Annotated in this window: 18 protein-coding genes; 6 read left to right on the top strand and 12 right to left on the bottom strand. The window is 63.5% G+C overall.

All coding sequences use genetic code 11. The features are described 5' to 3' along the window. The first annotated feature begins 6 nt into the window (after window positions 1-6). From NKJ15_RS20390 to NKJ15_RS20375, 4 genes are all read left to right on the top strand, one after another. The gene (locus NKJ15_RS20390) at window positions 7-1,035 is read left to right on the top strand and encodes a glycosyltransferase family 2 protein (RefSeq protein ID WP_502906929.1); all 1,029 of its coding nucleotides are present in this window, start codon (window positions 7-9) and stop codon (window positions 1,033-1,035) included. Window positions 1,036-1,044: 9 nt separating this feature from the next. Beyond that, window positions 1,045-2,832, top strand: a complete 1,788-nt coding sequence (locus NKJ15_RS20385; protein WP_352817087.1) for an ABC transporter ATP-binding protein — start codon at window positions 1,045-1,047, stop codon at window positions 2,830-2,832. Window positions 2,833-3,915: 1,083 nt separating this feature from the next. Beyond that, the gene (locus tag NKJ15_RS20380; RefSeq protein ID WP_292659780.1) at window positions 3,916-4,134 is read left to right on the top strand and encodes a hypothetical protein; all 219 of its coding nucleotides are present in this window, start codon (window positions 3,916-3,918) and stop codon (window positions 4,132-4,134) included. A 113-nt stretch (window positions 4,135-4,247) separates the two neighbouring features. Beyond that, window positions 4,248-4,952 carry an SOS response-associated peptidase gene (locus NKJ15_RS20375; protein WP_352817085.1) on the top strand — a complete coding sequence of 235 codons (705 nt, stop codon included), beginning with the start codon at window positions 4,248-4,250 and terminating at the stop codon, window positions 4,950-4,952. Here NKJ15_RS20375 and NKJ15_RS20370 read toward each other — a convergent pair. The 10 genes from NKJ15_RS20370 to msuE all read right to left on the bottom strand — a co-directional run bounded on the left by NKJ15_RS20370 (window position 4,949) and on the right by msuE (window position 11,674). Further along, entirely contained in the window at window positions 4,949-5,209 is a 261-nt protein-coding gene (locus NKJ15_RS20370; RefSeq protein WP_352451464.1) for a hypothetical protein, read from the bottom strand. The two genes, NKJ15_RS20375 and NKJ15_RS20370, sit on opposite strands and share 4 nt — an antisense overlap. A gap of 3 nt (window positions 5,210-5,212) precedes the next feature. After that, the gene (locus tag NKJ15_RS20365) at window positions 5,213-5,473 is read right to left on the bottom strand and encodes a hypothetical protein (RefSeq protein WP_352501268.1); all 261 of its coding nucleotides are present in this window, start codon (window positions 5,471-5,473) and stop codon (window positions 5,213-5,215) included. Between the two features lie 146 nt (window positions 5,474-5,619). Further along, window positions 5,620-5,769, bottom strand: coding sequence for a hypothetical protein (locus NKJ15_RS20360; RefSeq protein WP_023677295.1), 150 nt, complete (start codon window positions 5,767-5,769; stop codon window positions 5,620-5,622). 3 nt (window positions 5,770-5,772) lie between these two features. Continuing rightward, the gene (locus NKJ15_RS20355; protein WP_287286361.1) at window positions 5,773-6,102 is read right to left on the bottom strand and encodes a DUF2934 domain-containing protein; all 330 of its coding nucleotides are present in this window, start codon (window positions 6,100-6,102) and stop codon (window positions 5,773-5,775) included. A 128-nt stretch (window positions 6,103-6,230) separates the two neighbouring features. Further along, a complete protein-coding gene (locus NKJ15_RS20350) occupies window positions 6,231-6,866 on the bottom strand; it encodes a BA14K family protein (RefSeq protein WP_352817082.1) in 636 nt (211 codons plus the stop codon). A gap of 88 nt (window positions 6,867-6,954) precedes the next feature. Next, the gene (locus NKJ15_RS20345; RefSeq protein WP_352472198.1) at window positions 6,955-7,716 is read right to left on the bottom strand and encodes an ABC transporter ATP-binding protein; all 762 of its coding nucleotides are present in this window, start codon (window positions 7,714-7,716) and stop codon (window positions 6,955-6,957) included. Window positions 7,717-7,753: 37 nt separating this feature from the next. After that, window positions 7,754-8,752 (bottom strand): ABC transporter substrate-binding protein, encoded by a 999-nt coding sequence (locus NKJ15_RS20340; protein ID WP_352501265.1) that lies wholly within the window; start codon window positions 8,750-8,752, stop codon window positions 7,754-7,756. Window positions 8,753-8,810: 58 nt separating this feature from the next. After that, window positions 8,811-9,659: an ABC transporter permease gene (locus tag NKJ15_RS20335; protein WP_352817079.1), complete on the bottom strand. Its 849-nt coding sequence runs from the start codon at window positions 9,657-9,659 to the stop codon at window positions 8,811-8,813. 40 nt (window positions 9,660-9,699) lie between these two features. Then, a complete protein-coding gene (locus NKJ15_RS20330) occupies window positions 9,700-11,064 on the bottom strand; it encodes an LLM class flavin-dependent oxidoreductase (protein ID WP_352501263.1) in 1,365 nt (454 codons plus the stop codon). A gap of 52 nt (window positions 11,065-11,116) precedes the next feature. Beyond that, a complete protein-coding gene (gene msuE / locus NKJ15_RS20325; protein WP_352501262.1) occupies window positions 11,117-11,674 on the bottom strand; it encodes an FMN reductase in 558 nt (185 codons plus the stop codon). Between the two features lie 333 nt (window positions 11,675-12,007). Here msuE and NKJ15_RS20320 point away from each other — a divergent pair, with 333 nt between their 5' ends. Further along, window positions 12,008-12,217: a hypothetical protein gene (locus NKJ15_RS20320; protein ID WP_352817076.1), complete on the top strand. Its 210-nt coding sequence runs from the start codon at window positions 12,008-12,010 to the stop codon at window positions 12,215-12,217. Between the two features lie 33 nt (window positions 12,218-12,250). Here the strand turns inward: NKJ15_RS20320 and NKJ15_RS20315 are convergent, their stop codons facing one another. Beyond that, entirely contained in the window at window positions 12,251-13,543 is a 1,293-nt protein-coding gene (locus NKJ15_RS20315) for an Nramp family divalent metal transporter (RefSeq protein ID WP_352817075.1), read from the bottom strand. A 236-nt stretch (window positions 13,544-13,779) separates the two neighbouring features. On the opposite strand from NKJ15_RS20315, the gene NKJ15_RS20310 reads away from it, so the two are divergent. Next, complete coding sequence (locus NKJ15_RS20310; RefSeq protein ID WP_023677305.1) at window positions 13,780-14,085, top strand: hypothetical protein; 306 nt, start codon at window positions 13,780-13,782, stop codon at window positions 14,083-14,085. A gap of 230 nt (window positions 14,086-14,315) precedes the next feature. On the opposite strand, the gene NKJ15_RS20305 is transcribed toward NKJ15_RS20310, so the two are convergent. Then, a complete protein-coding gene (locus NKJ15_RS20305; protein ID WP_352711358.1) occupies window positions 14,316-15,170 on the bottom strand; it encodes an aldo/keto reductase in 855 nt (284 codons plus the stop codon). Window positions 15,171-15,316: the final 146 nt, after the last annotated feature.

Raw genomic sequence — 15,316 nt, 5'->3', positions numbered from 1 at the left:
CAACGCATGTTCGTCAAATCGCACCAGCTCCAGCAGCGCGGCCGCTCGACGGTGCCGGCGGCCATGTCGCCGCGGCCGCAGCAAGGACCGGCGCCGGCGGTCAGCTTCATTGTCTGCACACGCGACCGTGTCGCCGTACTCGAGCCCTGCATCAGCTCGATCCAGGCCGCGTGTCGTGCCCATGCCGACTTTGCCGCCGAGCTGGTGGTTGTCGACAACGGCTCGACCGACAGCACGGCCAAACGGCTGGCCAGCATCGCCGAACTGTCGGACATCCCGTTCACCGCCATTTGCGAGCCGCGACCCGGATTGGCGGCCGCGCGCAACGCCGGGCTGGAGCGGGCGCGGGGCCGCGTGCTGGTCTTCGTCGACGATGATTGCGCGGTCCACAAGGATTATTTGCGCGATCTGCAGCGGCACTATGCGGCCGGCGAACGGGTCATCCGCGGCGGCCGCGTCGAGATCGGCGACCCCCGCGACCTGCCGTTCACTATCAAGCGGTCGCCGGTGCGCGCGCGGCTTACGCCGGATGTCCATCCCGGCGGCTTCGTGCTTGGCTGCAACATGACGATGCATCGCGATGTCGCCGCCCGTATCGGGCGGTTCGACGAACGGTTCGGCGCCGGCGGCCCGCTGCGATCGGCGGAGGATACGGACTATCTGGTGCGGGCGGTGCTGCTTGGGATTCCGGTCGAATACGTGCCCGACATGACCATCTATCACCATCACGGCCGGCGCGACCGCAAGGCCATCGAAAAGCTGCATCGCGACTACAGCATGGGCAATGGCGGGCTTTGCCTGAAGCATATCCGCCACGCGCCGTGGCTGTTTCGGCATTTCTACTGGTCGATGAGGGCGGCCTTGCGCGAACTGGGGAAAGGCCCGCTGTTCGACCGTGAACTCAAGCTGTCGCACTGGCCGATCGTCGGCATGAATTTGCTCGGCGCGGCCAAGTTCGCGGTGCTTTTGCTGGCGAAATCGCCGCAGCCGGCGCAAATGCGACAGGAGCAACAGGCAAATGCCGAGGCGAGGTGATCCGCCACCATGCGATTGATGCCGCCCAGCTTGCCGATGCTGCGCCGCGCGCTGGGGAGAAAGCAGTTGCGCCTGCTTCCTGCCGTGGTGGTGCTCGGGCTGCTCAGCGCCGCGCTTGAAGGCTTCGGCATCGGCCTGATCATCCCGTTGCTGAACATAATCATGGGGCAGCAGGGGCAGACCGGCATGGCCGGCTTTTCCGCCGTCTTCCAGCATGTCGGATCGAGTTTGAGCGAGCGCGACCGCCTGATCGTCATATCCGTCGCGATTCTCGGCTCGATCGTGCTGAAGAACCTGTTCGCCTTTGCCAACACGCTGCTGACCACCTTTATCTATGGCAAGGCAAGCCATTCGATCCGCAGCGCGCTGTCGGAGCGGCTGCTGCGGGTAGGCTATCCATTTTTCCTGCAGCAAAGCCCCGGACGGCTGCTCAACATCATCTCCAACGAATCCTGGCGGGCCTCGGATGCCATCCAGATCATGCTGGGGGCAATCGTCAACGCGTCGGCCGCAATCATCCTCCTGACCTTCCTGCTGCTCCTGTCGTGGCAGATGACGCTGCTGGTGACGCTGGGCCTGGCGCTGGTCCAGGTCGCGCACGCCGTGCTGTCGGCCAATCTGAAGGCGCCGAGCCGCAGCGTCGCCTCCCGCAACAGCCAGCTCGCATCGCAGATGCTGCATCTGGTGCATGCCGGGCGGCTGATCCGCATTTTTGGCCAGGAGCAACGCGAGAAAGCGGCTTTCGACCAGGCATCGGATGCGGTGCGCCGGGCGGCCTTCGTGCTTTTAACCCGCCAGGGAGCGTTGCCGCCGCTGACCGAGGTTCTGCACGCCATGCTGTTCCTGGCGGTGGTGATCGGCGCCTGGTTCGCCAATGTCAGCTTCCCGTTGATCGTCGCCTTCGTCATCCTGCTCTACCGGCTGCAGCCCTACATGCGATCGTTGCAAATGGCCTGGAGCCAGCTGCAGGGTCTCAGCGGATCGCTGGAAGAGGTGACATGGATGCTGGACCCATCCGACAAGCCAGCGCCGCCGCAAGGCAGCGCAGCGTTCCCCGGGCTCAGCCAAGGCATCAAGTTCGAGGACGTCACCTTTACCTATTCCGGCTCGGAGCAGCGCGCGGTGGTGCTGCATGCGGCGAGCTTCGATATCCGTAGCGGCCGCTCGACCGCGCTGATCGGCCGGTCGGGCGCCGGCAAGACGACGATCGTCAACCTTTTGTGCCGCTTCGTCGAACCGGATAGCGGCAGGATCCTCGTCGATGGATCGCCGCTGGACCGCATAGACCCCGGCCAGTGGCGAAAGCACATCGCGCTCGCCAGCCAGGAGCTGGAGCTGGTCGACGGCACAATTTTCGAAAACATTGTCTACGGCCAGGACGCGGCCTCGGCCGATGACGCCGAGCGCGCGGCAAAACTGGCCGAAGCGCATGGCTTCATCGAGCAACTGCCGCAGGGTTACTGGACGGTCGTCGGCTACCGCGGCGTCAATCTCTCGGCGGGACAGCGGCAGCGGATCGCGCTGGCCAGAGCGCTGGTGCGCGATCCCGATATCCTGATCCTGGACGAAGCCACCAATGCGGTGGACGGCCTGTCGGAAGCGGCAATCGTCGAGACGCTCAAGTCGCGGGCCGGCCGCCGCACTACCATCGTCATCAGCCATCATCGCAGCACCATCTCGTTCTGCGACGACGTCGTGATCCTGAGCCACGGCCGTGTGAAAAAGCAGGCGCCGTTCGCCGCGCTTGCGACGCTCAGCATGGACGAGCTTTACCAGCACGAGGCGCTGGAAGGCTGAGGGCGACCCCGCTGCGTGCGCGCTGGGAGGTCGTCTCGGATGTCAAGCCAGGTCAAGCATCTCAGGGGCGAGGAAGACCTCCGCCTACGTCTCTACGGGATTTCTGGCATGATGAGTGATCCCGAGCTTACCCGCTTTCCATCTGGAGCGTACAGAACCAAGGGTCCGCCTGCCAAATCCAGCAATGGCAGGCGGACCCTAATCAGCGCATGAAGGGACTGATTCTGCGCCGATGTCTCCTCGAGGAGGTGACGCCATCAACTGAAGACGGGCGCAGTTGTTCCCGATGCCGGCCGTACACAAGACCATTGCGCAGGCAGGTCAGACTTAGGTCCCTGTAAACGCGCATCGCTGGCTGGAGTGAACATCGGATCGGCTCGGTGGTAGCGAAACTTCGGCCGGAGATAGATGCAGCCATTGGGTTCCGGGGCATGACCGGCTCGGCGCTGATCATGGGCGGCGATCGATCCCCGCACGACTGATGCCGAGGGGCGCTTGCAGTCCTGCGGAATACGCATCCACCGGCGCCAGTGAAGTTGTCCAAGCGGTACCGGCTCAGCGGTCGTCAAGCTGTTGCTAATATGCAGCACAGGCAGCGCTCTATGAACGGCGTCGCTTGGAACCGCTACCTCCGACCAACCGTTAGTGTCACAATGACAAACCAAAAAGTGAGGCTGATGATGGACCCGCTGCAAAACAACACGTTGGAGATCTGGTGTCTTGCGGCCGTTCCGCTGTCGCTGCTCCTTACGGTGTTATTAGCCGGACTTATCCTTTAGCCGGACCCAACGAGGCCGGCTGCGGACCGGGGCCTGGAAGATGAAAATGCCGGCTATTTAGGCACGCTAGGCGTCGCGGACACCCGTAGCACCAGGCTGTGGCAGCCTTTTCCAACATTGCCATCATAATCGGCTCTTTCGACCGGTCCGGTCGGCGGCGATTGCTCGCAGGCCCGTTGCGAGGGCGAGCATGCGAGCTCGTACGTTTTTTACACAATCTCTGATTGGTGGACTCGCCCGCCGCCATCGACGTTAATTTTGCGTTAGCGACAGGAGGGGGGAGATCGCTAAAGGGAGGAAGAAAATGAAAGAAAACTACGATCTGACGATCGACTACGACGACGAACCTTACGACAACAAGCCTTATGATCTAGCCACATTCGCAAGGAAGCACGGGCTCAACATTCGAGCCGCCGAGCTTCTTCTTTTCGCCAAAGGCCCGTCTCGAGCGGCCTGCGATGCCGCGGCGAGGGCTTTTCTCGCGGCGGTAGCCGCACAAGCTATGAGACAATCGGCGCGGTAGGTCTCACAAAGCCATTGCTGACACGGCCTGCCGTGTCAGCAACCCAACGGACAGCGCTGGAAATTCCAGGCCGTTTCCAACAAGATGCCTGAGCATCCGGGAACGGCCTGAAAATGTGCAATCTCTACAACATCACGACCAGCCAGGAGGCCATCCGCCAGTGGACCCGCGCCTTGCGCGACATCCTCGGCAATCTCGAACCCTCCATCGACATCTATCCCAACCAGCCCGGCCCGGTGGTGCGCAACGCGCCGGACGGCGAACGCGAATTGGCCAATCTGCTGTGGGGCATGCCGACGCCACTGGAGCGGGTCAAGGGCAAGACCGACTACGGCACCACTAATATCCGCAATCCGCAATACGGCCACTGGCAGCAATATCTCGGCATCGAGAACCGCTGCGTGGTGCCTGTCACCAGCTTCGCCGAGCCCAGCCCGACGCCCGGCGACAAGGACCACGAGACCGGCATCCAGCGCAACTACTGGTTTGCACTCGGCGAGGACCGCCCGCTGTTCTTCTTTGCCGGCCTGTGGACGCGCTGGCATGGCCTTCGCAAGGTCAAGGACGGCCCCGCCGATCACCAGGTCTATGGCTTCATGACGACCCAGCCCAACGCGCTGATCGCGCCGATCCACGAAAAGGCAATGCCGGTGATCCTGACCACGCCGAAAGAAACCGAGACCTGGCTGACGGCGCCATGGTCGGAGGCAAGGCACCTGCAGCGCACGGCGCCCGATGATGCGCTGGTGATCGTCGACAAGCCGGCGACACAGATCAAGTTTCCGCAGCAGGCGCCGGCGCAAGGCTCGTTGTTTTAGCGCTTGAATTTCTGCAGCACCCAGATGTAGCCCTTGGGCGGATGGTCCTGGTCGATGAACTGCGTCTTCACCGTCGTGTCCTTGCGGCTGCATCGTTTGCACCTGAACCTGATCGCTTCCAGCGGCTTGCTCCAGCCCACCACCTGGGCCACGTCATTCGCCCTGAAGCGTCCGACATGGTAGCAATGGCCGCACTCCACGATGAGCAGCATGTTGGCCTTGGCGGCACGCCCAACGCTGTCCATCGGCCCGGCCATGGCTCAATTCCGGGTCGAGTAATCCTCGGGCAGCGGAAGCAGGCCAAGCTCCGCCATCCGGTAATCGGGCTCCTTCTCCGCGACGCTGGCCAGCACCTCGTGCAATTTCTCGACAAGCCCGCAAAGCTGCCAGAACAGCTCGCCATGCGCCTTCAGATGCAGTTGCGACGACAGCACCGTCTTGCGCAGGCTCAAAGTGTCCCTGATGATCGCCTCCGCATCCCTCGCCGACAGCCTGTCGAACCGGCTTTTTCGTCTGCCCATCGCGGCTCTCCTCGATTTGTGAGCAACCGCCCCGCCTGCTGACAAATAGGAAGGCATTCCTCGCAGAGTCAATTCGCTCTTGACATTTTTGTTCCCGTTTTGTTCAATATCAACTAATGGAGGCACCGAAGCGACAGCACGCCGCCTCAATGCCTCTTGAAATACTGCACCTCACGTTCGTGCTTTTCGGCGGCCTCGCGGGTATCGAAGGTGCCGAGATTGCGGCGCTTGCCGGTCTTTTCGTCCTTCTTGCGCGAATAGAGGCGGTATTTTCCGTCTTTGAGTTTTCTGATCATCTGTCACTCCCCGAGCCGCTGCTTCCCCTTAAGGTTGCGCGCGGCTTGTTCGATAGCCGCCCTGTCGTTTCCCAGCCTGTCGATCAGCTCCTGCGCCTGTTCGCCCGATATGCCGGTGCGCACCGCCAGGGCCTCCACCGTCAAAACGTCGGAGCTCGCGACCTCGCGGGTTTCCGGCAGGGCATCGCCTGCCGTCAGTGGCAGGGCCGCCTCCCTGTCGATCTCGGCCTCGGCCCGGTGCCAGTGCCGCTCGGGATCGCCATGGATCCCGCCTTCGCGTTCCCAGATCTGGTATGCGCGCTCACGAATCTTGTCTTCCCGGTCGTCGCCCATGTTGATTTCTCCTTTGGGTATCGGATGAACGCCGCGCCAACCCGAACGATCCAAGAAATCTGCGTGATCGTTGGGTGGGGTCGCACAAGGCGCCATGCACTGCGGCCGCCAGCCACCCCACGGCCTGCCTACTCGCACTGCCTGCGCGGCCCGCCCGAATACGGCTGATAGCTGTTGTCCTCCGGTCGATATGACCGGTAGCGGCTGAAGCAGTATTGCACGTGGTCGAATGAGAGCTCGGCGGCGCCGGGTTCATCCGATGGCGCGTAGCCCTCCACCGACGACGTATCGCTCGCCTCGAAATAGCTGCCGTCATCGGCGGCGCCGAGATAGGGCGAGATGCAGGGGCGCTGTTGTCCGCTGTAGGATGTGTAGTGGTTGTCGTCCGGCCTGTAGGAGCGGTAGCGGCTGGCGCACCATTCCACGTGGGCGGCAGGCAGCGTCTGCTGCTCTTCCGCTGGTGGCTGGATAGAGCCGGTCGCAGTAATGTCGGTTGTCGACGCTGCGGCGGCATCGGTGGGTTTCGAGCTGCGACCGACTTCCGAGGTGCGAACGGGGACCGGGCGGGCCGGGAGGCGTTCGAGGCGCTGCGAGGCCGGGTTCACCGGTCGCGGGTCCTTGGCCCACAGTTCGGCGACGCTGGAGACCGGGGCGGCCGGCCGTACCGGCTTGGCTATTAGAAGCCAGGTGGCGAAGGCGAGACCGCTGGCGAATACGGCGAGCGTCAGCACGAAGCCGCCAAAGATTGCGAACAAGGCTTTCATGCCGCGCTCCTTCGCCTCCCGGTTAAGGAAATGCGGGGGCGGGGAATCCGGTTCCAGGAAAGAGCGGGGCAGGGGTCTTAGGCGGCTTTCAGTGCAGGCCGAATTCGCGCAGCAATTCTTCGCGGTAGCGCACGAAGCGGCTTTCGCTGCGCTCGCGCGGGCGGGGCAGGTCGATGTCGATCAGCCGCGCCGCGCCGCCTTTCTCCTTGGGCAGGATCAGCACCCGGTCGGCGAGGTAGATTGCTTCCTCGAGGTCGTGCGTCACCATCACCATGGTGACGTTCTCCTCGCTCCAGATGCGCGCCAGTTCCTCCTGCATGCCGATCTTGGTCATCGCGTCGAGCGCGCCCAGCGGCTCGTCGAGCAGCAGGATTTCGGGCTGCACGGTCAAGGCGCGGGCGATGCCGACGCGCTGCGCCATGCCGCCCGACAGCTGCCGGGGAAAGGCATCGCTGAATTCGGCGAGGCCGACGAGCGCGATATAGAAGCGCGCCCGTTCCTCGGCCTCGGCCTTTGGCACGCCGCGCACTTCGAGACCGAAGGCGACATTGCCGAGCACGGTCAACCAGGGCAGCAGGCGCGGTTCCTGGAAGATCACCGCACGTTCGGCACCGACGCCGTGCACCGGCTTGCCGTCGATGGCGACGCCGCCGCTGTCGGCAGCCTCCAGCCCGGCAAGGATGCGCAGCAGCGTGGTCTTGCCCGATCCGCTGGCGCCGACGATGACAAGGCATTCGCCCGAGCGGATGTCGAGGTTGAGGGTCCTCAACACGGCGAGCGAGCGCCCACTGATGCTGAACGATTTGGACAGGTCGCGTATGCTGACCTGACCGCCGCTTGTGCTGCTCATCGCGCTCGTCTCCCAACTGGTTGGTCGGTTGCCTTTGTCAGTTGGTCTTGGTTTCGCCCGGCCGGTAGAGGATGTCTGTTGCCTTCAGCTTGCCCTTTGGCAGGCGGCCGTCGCGCTCGAGCACGCTGACCCAGAAGTCGATGTCGCGGTCCGTCGCCTTGGCGCCCTGGCGCAGGCCGAAGCCGGTCCAGTAACGCGCCAGCTCGCCGTTTTCGCCGCGCTTGTCGAGGATTGTGGCGAGCACCTTGCGCGCTTCGTCGGGGTTCTGCAGCGACCAGTCGGAGGCGCGCGCCGATTGCTCGACGAAGTTGCGGGCGGCGTCGGGATGCGCGGCGATGAAGTCGCGCCTGAGCACGACGAAGCCGCCGGCCAGCTCGCCCAGCACGTCGGTGTCATTGAACACGCCACGCACGCCGCCGTTGTCGACGAGGGCGCCGGCAAACGTCGCCTGCCAGTAGCCGAGCGCCGCGATGTCGACCTGGCGGGAGCGCAAGGTCTGTTCGAGCTGCGGTCCGGGCACGACGACGAGATTGGCGGCATCCGGCGGCAGGCCGACGCTGTGCAGCGCCTCGCGCACGGTGTAGTCGAGATGGGCGCCGAGCGTGTTGACGGCGATGGTCTTGCCGGCGATATCGGCGATCGATTTGATCGGGCTGTCGTCCAGCACGTAGAAGACGCTACGCACCTTGCTGTTGATGCCGTTGCTCGGATAGGCGGCGACGAAGTCGTTGCCGCCGGAGATCGAGTTGATCACGGCTGCGGTTGCAGCCGAGCCGATATCGACGCTGCCGGAGGCCAGCGCAAACAATGATTCCGGGCCGCCGCCGGAATAGCCGACATTCTCGACCTCGATACCGAGGCCTTTGAAATAGCCGAGCTCGGCGGCCAACTCATGCGGAGAGATGCTGCCACGGCTGGCGAGGGAGCGGAACTTCACTGGTTCCGCTTCGGCAAAGGCGAAGCGCGGCAGGCCCGCGGCGAGAAGGCCGGCGGCGAAGGGCGCGCCGGCAAGCAGGGAACGGCGGGAGATTTTCATGGTCCGGGTCTTTCCTGATTTGAGTTCTGGCCTGGTTGAGATTGGTAAGGGCGGGTGGTCAGTCGACGGAATTGCTCCAGCGGCAGAGCCGGCGCTGCAGGCTGACCAGCGCCTGGTTTGCAATCAGGCCGAGGCCGGCGAGGATGACGATTGCCGCAAACATCAGCGGGATCTGGAAATTGTATTGCGCGTTCATCACCTGGAAGCCGATGCCCTTGTTGGCGCCGATCATTTCGGAAGCGATCAACAGCAGCAGCGCCGTGGTGGCGCTGAGCCTCAGTCCGACGAAGATCGACGGCACGGCGCCGGGCAGCACGACCCGACGGAAGACGGTGAGCTGCCTGGCACCATAGACGCGGGCCATCTCCAGCAGTTTCGGATCGACTTGCTTGACGCCGCCGATGGTGTTGAGCAGCAGCGGGAACAGCGTCGCCCAGAAGATGACGAATACCTTGGACGCTTCGCCGAGCCCAAGCAGCAGGATAAAGACGGGATAGAGCGCCAGCGCCGAGGTCTGGCGGAAAACCTGCAGGATGGGATCGAGCGCGGTTTCGACCGTGCGCACCTGACCCATGAACAGGCCAAGTGGGATGGCGACCAGCACGGCGGCCGCGAAAGCGAGACCGGCGCGCTGCAGGCTGATGGCGATGTCGCCGAGCAGAGTGCCGCCGACCAGCCCCTTCCAAAGTGCCGCGACAATCATGTCGATCGGCGGCAGCACGGCCGCGTTGACCCAGCCCGCCCTGCTCGACACTTGCCAGATTGCGAGGAAAGCGATGAGGACGCCGTAGCGCGACAGGAAGCGGATGCCCGCCCGGCCACCGAGGCGCAGGAAGTCCGTGCCGAGGCTTGTCGTGCTGTCAGGCGTGCCGAGGCTGGCGGCCTGTTCGATGTGCTGCAAGGTCATCGGGTTGCCTCCTGCTTGGAAAGTATCGGGTTTCTCGGGATTATTCGGCGGCCAGCACCGCCGAGCGGGCGGCGGTCCAGGGGTTTTCCGGCCGCCTGAGGCCGAGGTTCTCGCGCAGGGTCCTGCCTTCATAGGCGGTGCGGAACAGGCCGCGGCGCTGCAGTTCGGGGATCACCAGCTCGACGAAGTCGTCGAGCCCGCCGGGCAGCCAGGGCGGCAGGATGTTGAAGCCGTCGGCGGCTTCGTTGCCGAACCATTCCTCCAGCTGATCGGCGACCTGCGTGGCGCTGCCGATGACGGTATAATGGCCGCGGGCCGTTGCCACCCATTGGTAAAGCTGTCGGATGGTGAAGTTGTGCTCGTCGGCAATCTGGCGGATCAGCGCCTGGCGGCTCTTCATGCCTTCGGTCTCCTTGCTCGGCGGCAGCGGTCCATCGAGCGGATAGCCGGTGATGTCGAGCGTCTGGCCGGCCAGCCCGTTGAGCAGGGCGACGCCGTCTTCGGGCAGGATGAGATCGTTCAGTTGCTGGTACTTGGCGCGCGCTTCTTCTTCGGTGCGGCCGACGAAGGGTGCCACGCCCGGCATGATCAGCACCTGCTCGGGATCGCGGCCGACGGCCGCCACGCGCGCCTTGATATCGCGATAGAATTCCTGCGCCGACGCCAAGTTCTGATGGGCGGTGAAGATGACTTCCGCCGAGTGGGCGGCGAGCTTGCGACCGTCTTCCGATTGCCCCGCCTGCACCACGACCGGGTGCCCCTGCACCGGGCGCGGCACGTTGAGCGGCCCTTTCACGCTGAAATGCGCTCCCTTGTGGTCGATGTCGTGGAGCTTGTCCTTGTCGTAGAAGCGCCCCGATTTCTTGTCGCGGATGAAGGCATCGTCCTCCCAGCTGTCCCACAGGGCCTTGACCGTCTCGACGTGCTCATGCGCGCGGGCATAGCGCTCGGCGTGGGCAGGCTGCGTCTCGCGATTGAAGTTGCGCGCGGTTTCGTCGCCGGCCGAGGTGACGACGTTCCAGCCGGCGCGGCCATTCGACAGATGATCGAGCGAGGCGAATTTGCGGGCGAGCGTGTAGGGCTCCTCGTAGGTGGTCGAGGCGGTAGCGATGAAGCCGAGATGCGTGGTGAGCGGCGCCAGCGCTGCAAACAGCGTCACTGGCTCGAAGCCGGCGATCTTGGCATTGCCGCCTTCGCGGGCGCCGAGCCCGACCGTCAGATTGTCGGCGAGGAAATAGGCATCGAACAGGCCGCGCTCGGCGGTCAGGGCGAGCTGCTTGTGGAACTCGAAATTGGTGGCGCCGTCGGCCGGCGCCTCGGGGTGGCGCCAGGCGGCGATATGCTGTCCGCCGCCGGGCAGGAAAGCGCCCAGTTTGATTTGCCCGGATTTGGTGGATCTGGTCATCGCGGCGTGCTCCTGGACGGATCGGAAAGGGGATCTCGGGTCAGTGGTGCGTTCAGGCGGCAAGGCCGACGCCGTAGGGCACCCCGGTTACACGGCATGCCTCGGCGACCGCCTGCCGGGCGCGGGCGTGGATGGCTTCCGACACCAGCACGCCATTGGCAAAATCCTTGTCGGAGGCGTAGATCGCGGTCGGCATGGTCAGCGCCTCGAAGAAGCCGAACAGCGGCCGCAACTGGTGCTCGACGATCAGCGAATGGCGCTCGCCGCCGCCGGTCGCGGCGAGAATGACGGGCTTGCCCCTCAGCGACGACGGATCGAGCAGGTCGAAGAAATGCTTGAAAAGCCCGGTATAGCTGCCTTTGAAAGTCGGCGAGCCGGCCACCAGGATGTCGGCGCCCAGCAGCCGTTCGACAATGTTGCGCGCCGCCGGGTCGAGGTCGCCGAGGCGCCTTGCCTGCGGCAGGGAAGCGCCGAGATCCTCGATATCGAAGACGGCCGAGGCCGCGCCGATGCTTTCGGCGGCCTGCCCGACGATGTGGCTGACGAACGCCTTGGTCTTCGAGGGCCGGGTCAAATTGCCCGACAGCCCCACCACGAGCTTTTTCGACATTCCTGGCTCCCTCTCAAGCGCTCTATTTTAAGATCTTGGGTCTAGCGATCTATGTTAAATCTAGAGAGTTTGTAGAATTAAGAGAGTGAGAAAATTTCAAAAGTAGCGCATTGGGCGAACGGAGTTTGCGGCACATCGCCCACAATTGGTTCATTCAATGCGGCGTACTGTGCCGTCGCAGTGCATCGACCAGCGATGCAAAAGCCTGCCAGCACCTTGTCCCGCGGGCTACGGTGAGTCAGGCCAATTTGATTCAAATCCGGCTGTGGATATTTGCTTTTGGGTAAATCGAGGCGGTCATCTTGCCGGCCGGCGGGCAACAGGGAGAAGCCGATGACAAGCGACTTTGCCGCCGCACACCTCCATCTCGAACGAGCCTGCCATTATCTGAGCGGCGAGGACGAGACGAGCCGCACGGCTCGTGCGGCACTGGATATCCTGATCGATGCAATTGTCGCAGCGCAATACAAGCGGCCGGTGGGAGATGTTGTGGAGTTTCCAAGGCCGGCAAAGCTGGGGCAATCCGCAAGCGGGAACGGGTAATCCAACCGGCGGCGTCCCTTTGCTTCCGCCTGATCACATGAACCAGGTTGCCACCAGGCCGATCGTCGCCGAGAAGATGGCGACGGTCGTTGCCCAGCCGAGTATGTTGGTGCTGCGGCTGTTCACCTGATCGCCCATGATCCTGCGGCTGTTCGTCATCAGCATGATGAGCAGCAGCAAGGGCGGTGTCGAGAAGCCCTGAACGATGCCGGACCAGACCAGCGCCTTCATCGGATTGAAGCCGAGAAAGTTCAGGCCAGCGGCGATCGCCGTAAAAAATCCGATGGCGAGGTAAAATTTGGGCGCCTCTCGAGCCCGGGCGTGCAGGCTGTTTTTCCAGCCGATGGCTTGTGCCACGTCATAGGCAGCGCCGGTGCTCATGACAGGAACCGCTAGGAAACCGACGCCGATCACACCTGCGGCGAACAGAACGCTTGCGGCCTGGCCGGCGAGCGGTCGCAGCGCCTCCGCGGCTTGCGCGGCCGTGTCGATATCGTGATGCCCCGCCTTGTAGAGCGTCGCCCCCGTCGACAGGATGATGAAATACATGATGAGATTTGAAAACATCATGCCGATGAGGATGTCCCGGCGCGAGCGGCGGAGTTCGCTGTCGGTAGCGCCCTTCCTTTGGCTGAGCGTTGTGCGCCCCTGGGCAATCTCCTCCTCCACCTCCTCATTGGACTGCCACGTATAGAGATAGGCGGACAGCGTCGTGCCGATGATGGCGACCAGGATCGACAGGAACTCGCGATTGAATTCGATCCTGGGGAGCAGCGTCCCGCGCAGCACCGCCGCGGCGTCCGGCTTGGCCAGAATGGCGGCACCGACATAGGCGAGCAGCGCCAGCGCCAGCCAGCGAAAGATGTTACGGATCAAAGTATAGGAGCCGAAAACCTGGAGGGCGAAGATGAGGGCGGCGACGAACAGCACGATCAGCGGAATGGGAAGCGGCACGAATATGTTGATCGCCGCGGCCATTCCGCCGAGATCGGCCGCTGCCTCGATCGTGTTTCCGATGAGCACACCCAACAGCACCGACCAGAGCAGCCACCGCGGGTAGAAGTCCTTGATGACGTGGAACAATCCGCGACCCGACACCTGGCCGAGCTTCGACGACAGGTAGACGACCGCGTACATCATCGGCAACGTCACCGGAGCCGTCCAGAGCAGGTCGGGTCCGAAACGGGCGCCGGCACTGGCATAGGTGCCTATTGCGGAACAATCGTCGTCGGCCGCCCCTGTTATCAGGCCGAGGCCGAGCGCTCGTCCTATGCCGCCTTTGCCCACCTTCGGTGGGATGGAATGATCGGAACCGGCCTGCCTCATTGCGACGGGACCGGGTTGCGAACGAAAGACGCGGCCTGCCATGCAATAATGGTAAGGATCGGTCGCGGCGCTGGTCTCATTTTGCTTCCTTCAACAACTTGCCCAAACCCGGCGTGCCATGACTTGTTCCGCGACGACGGGACAGGGGTTTTGTCTCAGGCAAAAAAGTTCGGGTTGACCGCTTCCGAACGCGAAGCGACTATCCGTTCGAGGCGAAGATCGCAGGAGGAACTGCAATGGACGAGCCCGGTCAGTGGCGCCACATGTCGAGCGCGCCAAGGGACGGCAGCAGAATCCTTGTCACGGTTCGGCCGTCCGAACAGGGTCCGGCCGAGGTCGACATGGCTTACTGGGCCCGCGCCGATCAGTTCGGCAGCGAAGGCTGGCGCGCCTCCGACTCGTCTCCAGGACGCATCGTCGAATATGCCGAACCCGAACTGAAGTGCTGGATGCCGCTGCCGTCGGCCAATCTCAGCAAGGGATCGATGCCTAGCCCCTGGGAGGGCGAAGATGTGCCGCTGGTGGATGGCTCCGGGATATGAGCGAGCGGGAAGGGTAGTTTTGATCGCTGGCGGGACAGCGCCCCCCTCTGGCCTGCCGGACATCTCCTCCACAAGGGGGGAGATTGGCCCTCATCGCGGCCTTCGCTAATCTCCGACGCTGCAAGAAGGGCGCGGCTATTGAAGCTGCCGATCTCCCCCCTTGAAGGGGAGATGTCCGGCAGGACAGAGGGGGTGTGAAGGAATGCCAACGTCCCGGTTGGCCCGCCTCGTTAGAACAGGAATGCGGCCGTGGCGGGGTTCGGGCCGGTGCGGCCGTCGGGCGAATCCATGCCCCGGATAAGCTCGAGGTCCTTCGCTTCCAACTCGAAATCGAAGACATCGAAATTGGCGGCGATGCGGTCCTGGTGGATCGACTTTGGAATGACGATCAGCCCTTCCTGAAGGTGCCACCTGACGATCGTCTGCGCCACCGACTTGCCGTGTTTCCTGGCGATACTTTCAAGCGTCGGATCGCTCAACAGCCGGCCGCTGCCCAGCGGGCTCCAGCTCTCAATGCGGATGTTGTGGCTGTCGTGGAATTCACGTTTGTCACGCTGCTGGAAGCGGGGGTGGAGCTCGATCTGGTTGACGGTCGGCGTGACGCCGGTCTCGCCGATGATCCGTTCGAGGTGGTCCTGGTTGAAATTCGAAACGCCGATCGACTTGATCCGGCCTGATTGCCTGAGTTCGATCAGCGTCTTCCAGGCCTCGACATATCTGTCCTGGCTGGGCACCGGCCAATGGATCAGGAACAGGTCGATCTGTTCGATGCCGAGCTTGCTCATCGTCTCGTCGAAGGCGCGCAAGGCGGCGTCGCGCTGATGCGCGCCATTGCGCAGTTTCGAGGTGATGAACAACTCGCTTCCCGGGACGCCGGCCGAGCGGATCGCCTGCCCGACACCTTCCTCGTTCTGATAGCCTTCGGCGGTGTCGATCAGCCTGTAGCCGGCCTCGATTCCCCAGCGCACCACCTTGGCGGTGATGGCTGGATCGACCTGCCACACGCCGAGGCCGATTTGCGGAATGGCGGAGCCGTCGTTCAATCTGATTTGTTCAGGTCTATTCAGTGTAATCTGTTCAGGCATGTTCAGGTCCTTCTGCATCGTTCCGCCCGGCGCAGGCTCTATCTAGTCTGAATGGCCGCCAAAGCCAGTCGATATCAGGAGAATGTGAGGAGACGGACGTGAAGCGCTGATCCTCCGCTTCGGGCCGACAGCTCTCTGCGACCCAC

Origin of the sequence: Mesorhizobium sp. M0207 (assembly GCF_040321995.1) — a bacterium.
Taxonomy (GTDB): Bacteria; Pseudomonadota; Alphaproteobacteria; order Rhizobiales; family Rhizobiaceae; genus Mesorhizobium.
This window is presented reverse-complemented; position numbering and strand designations above follow the sequence as displayed.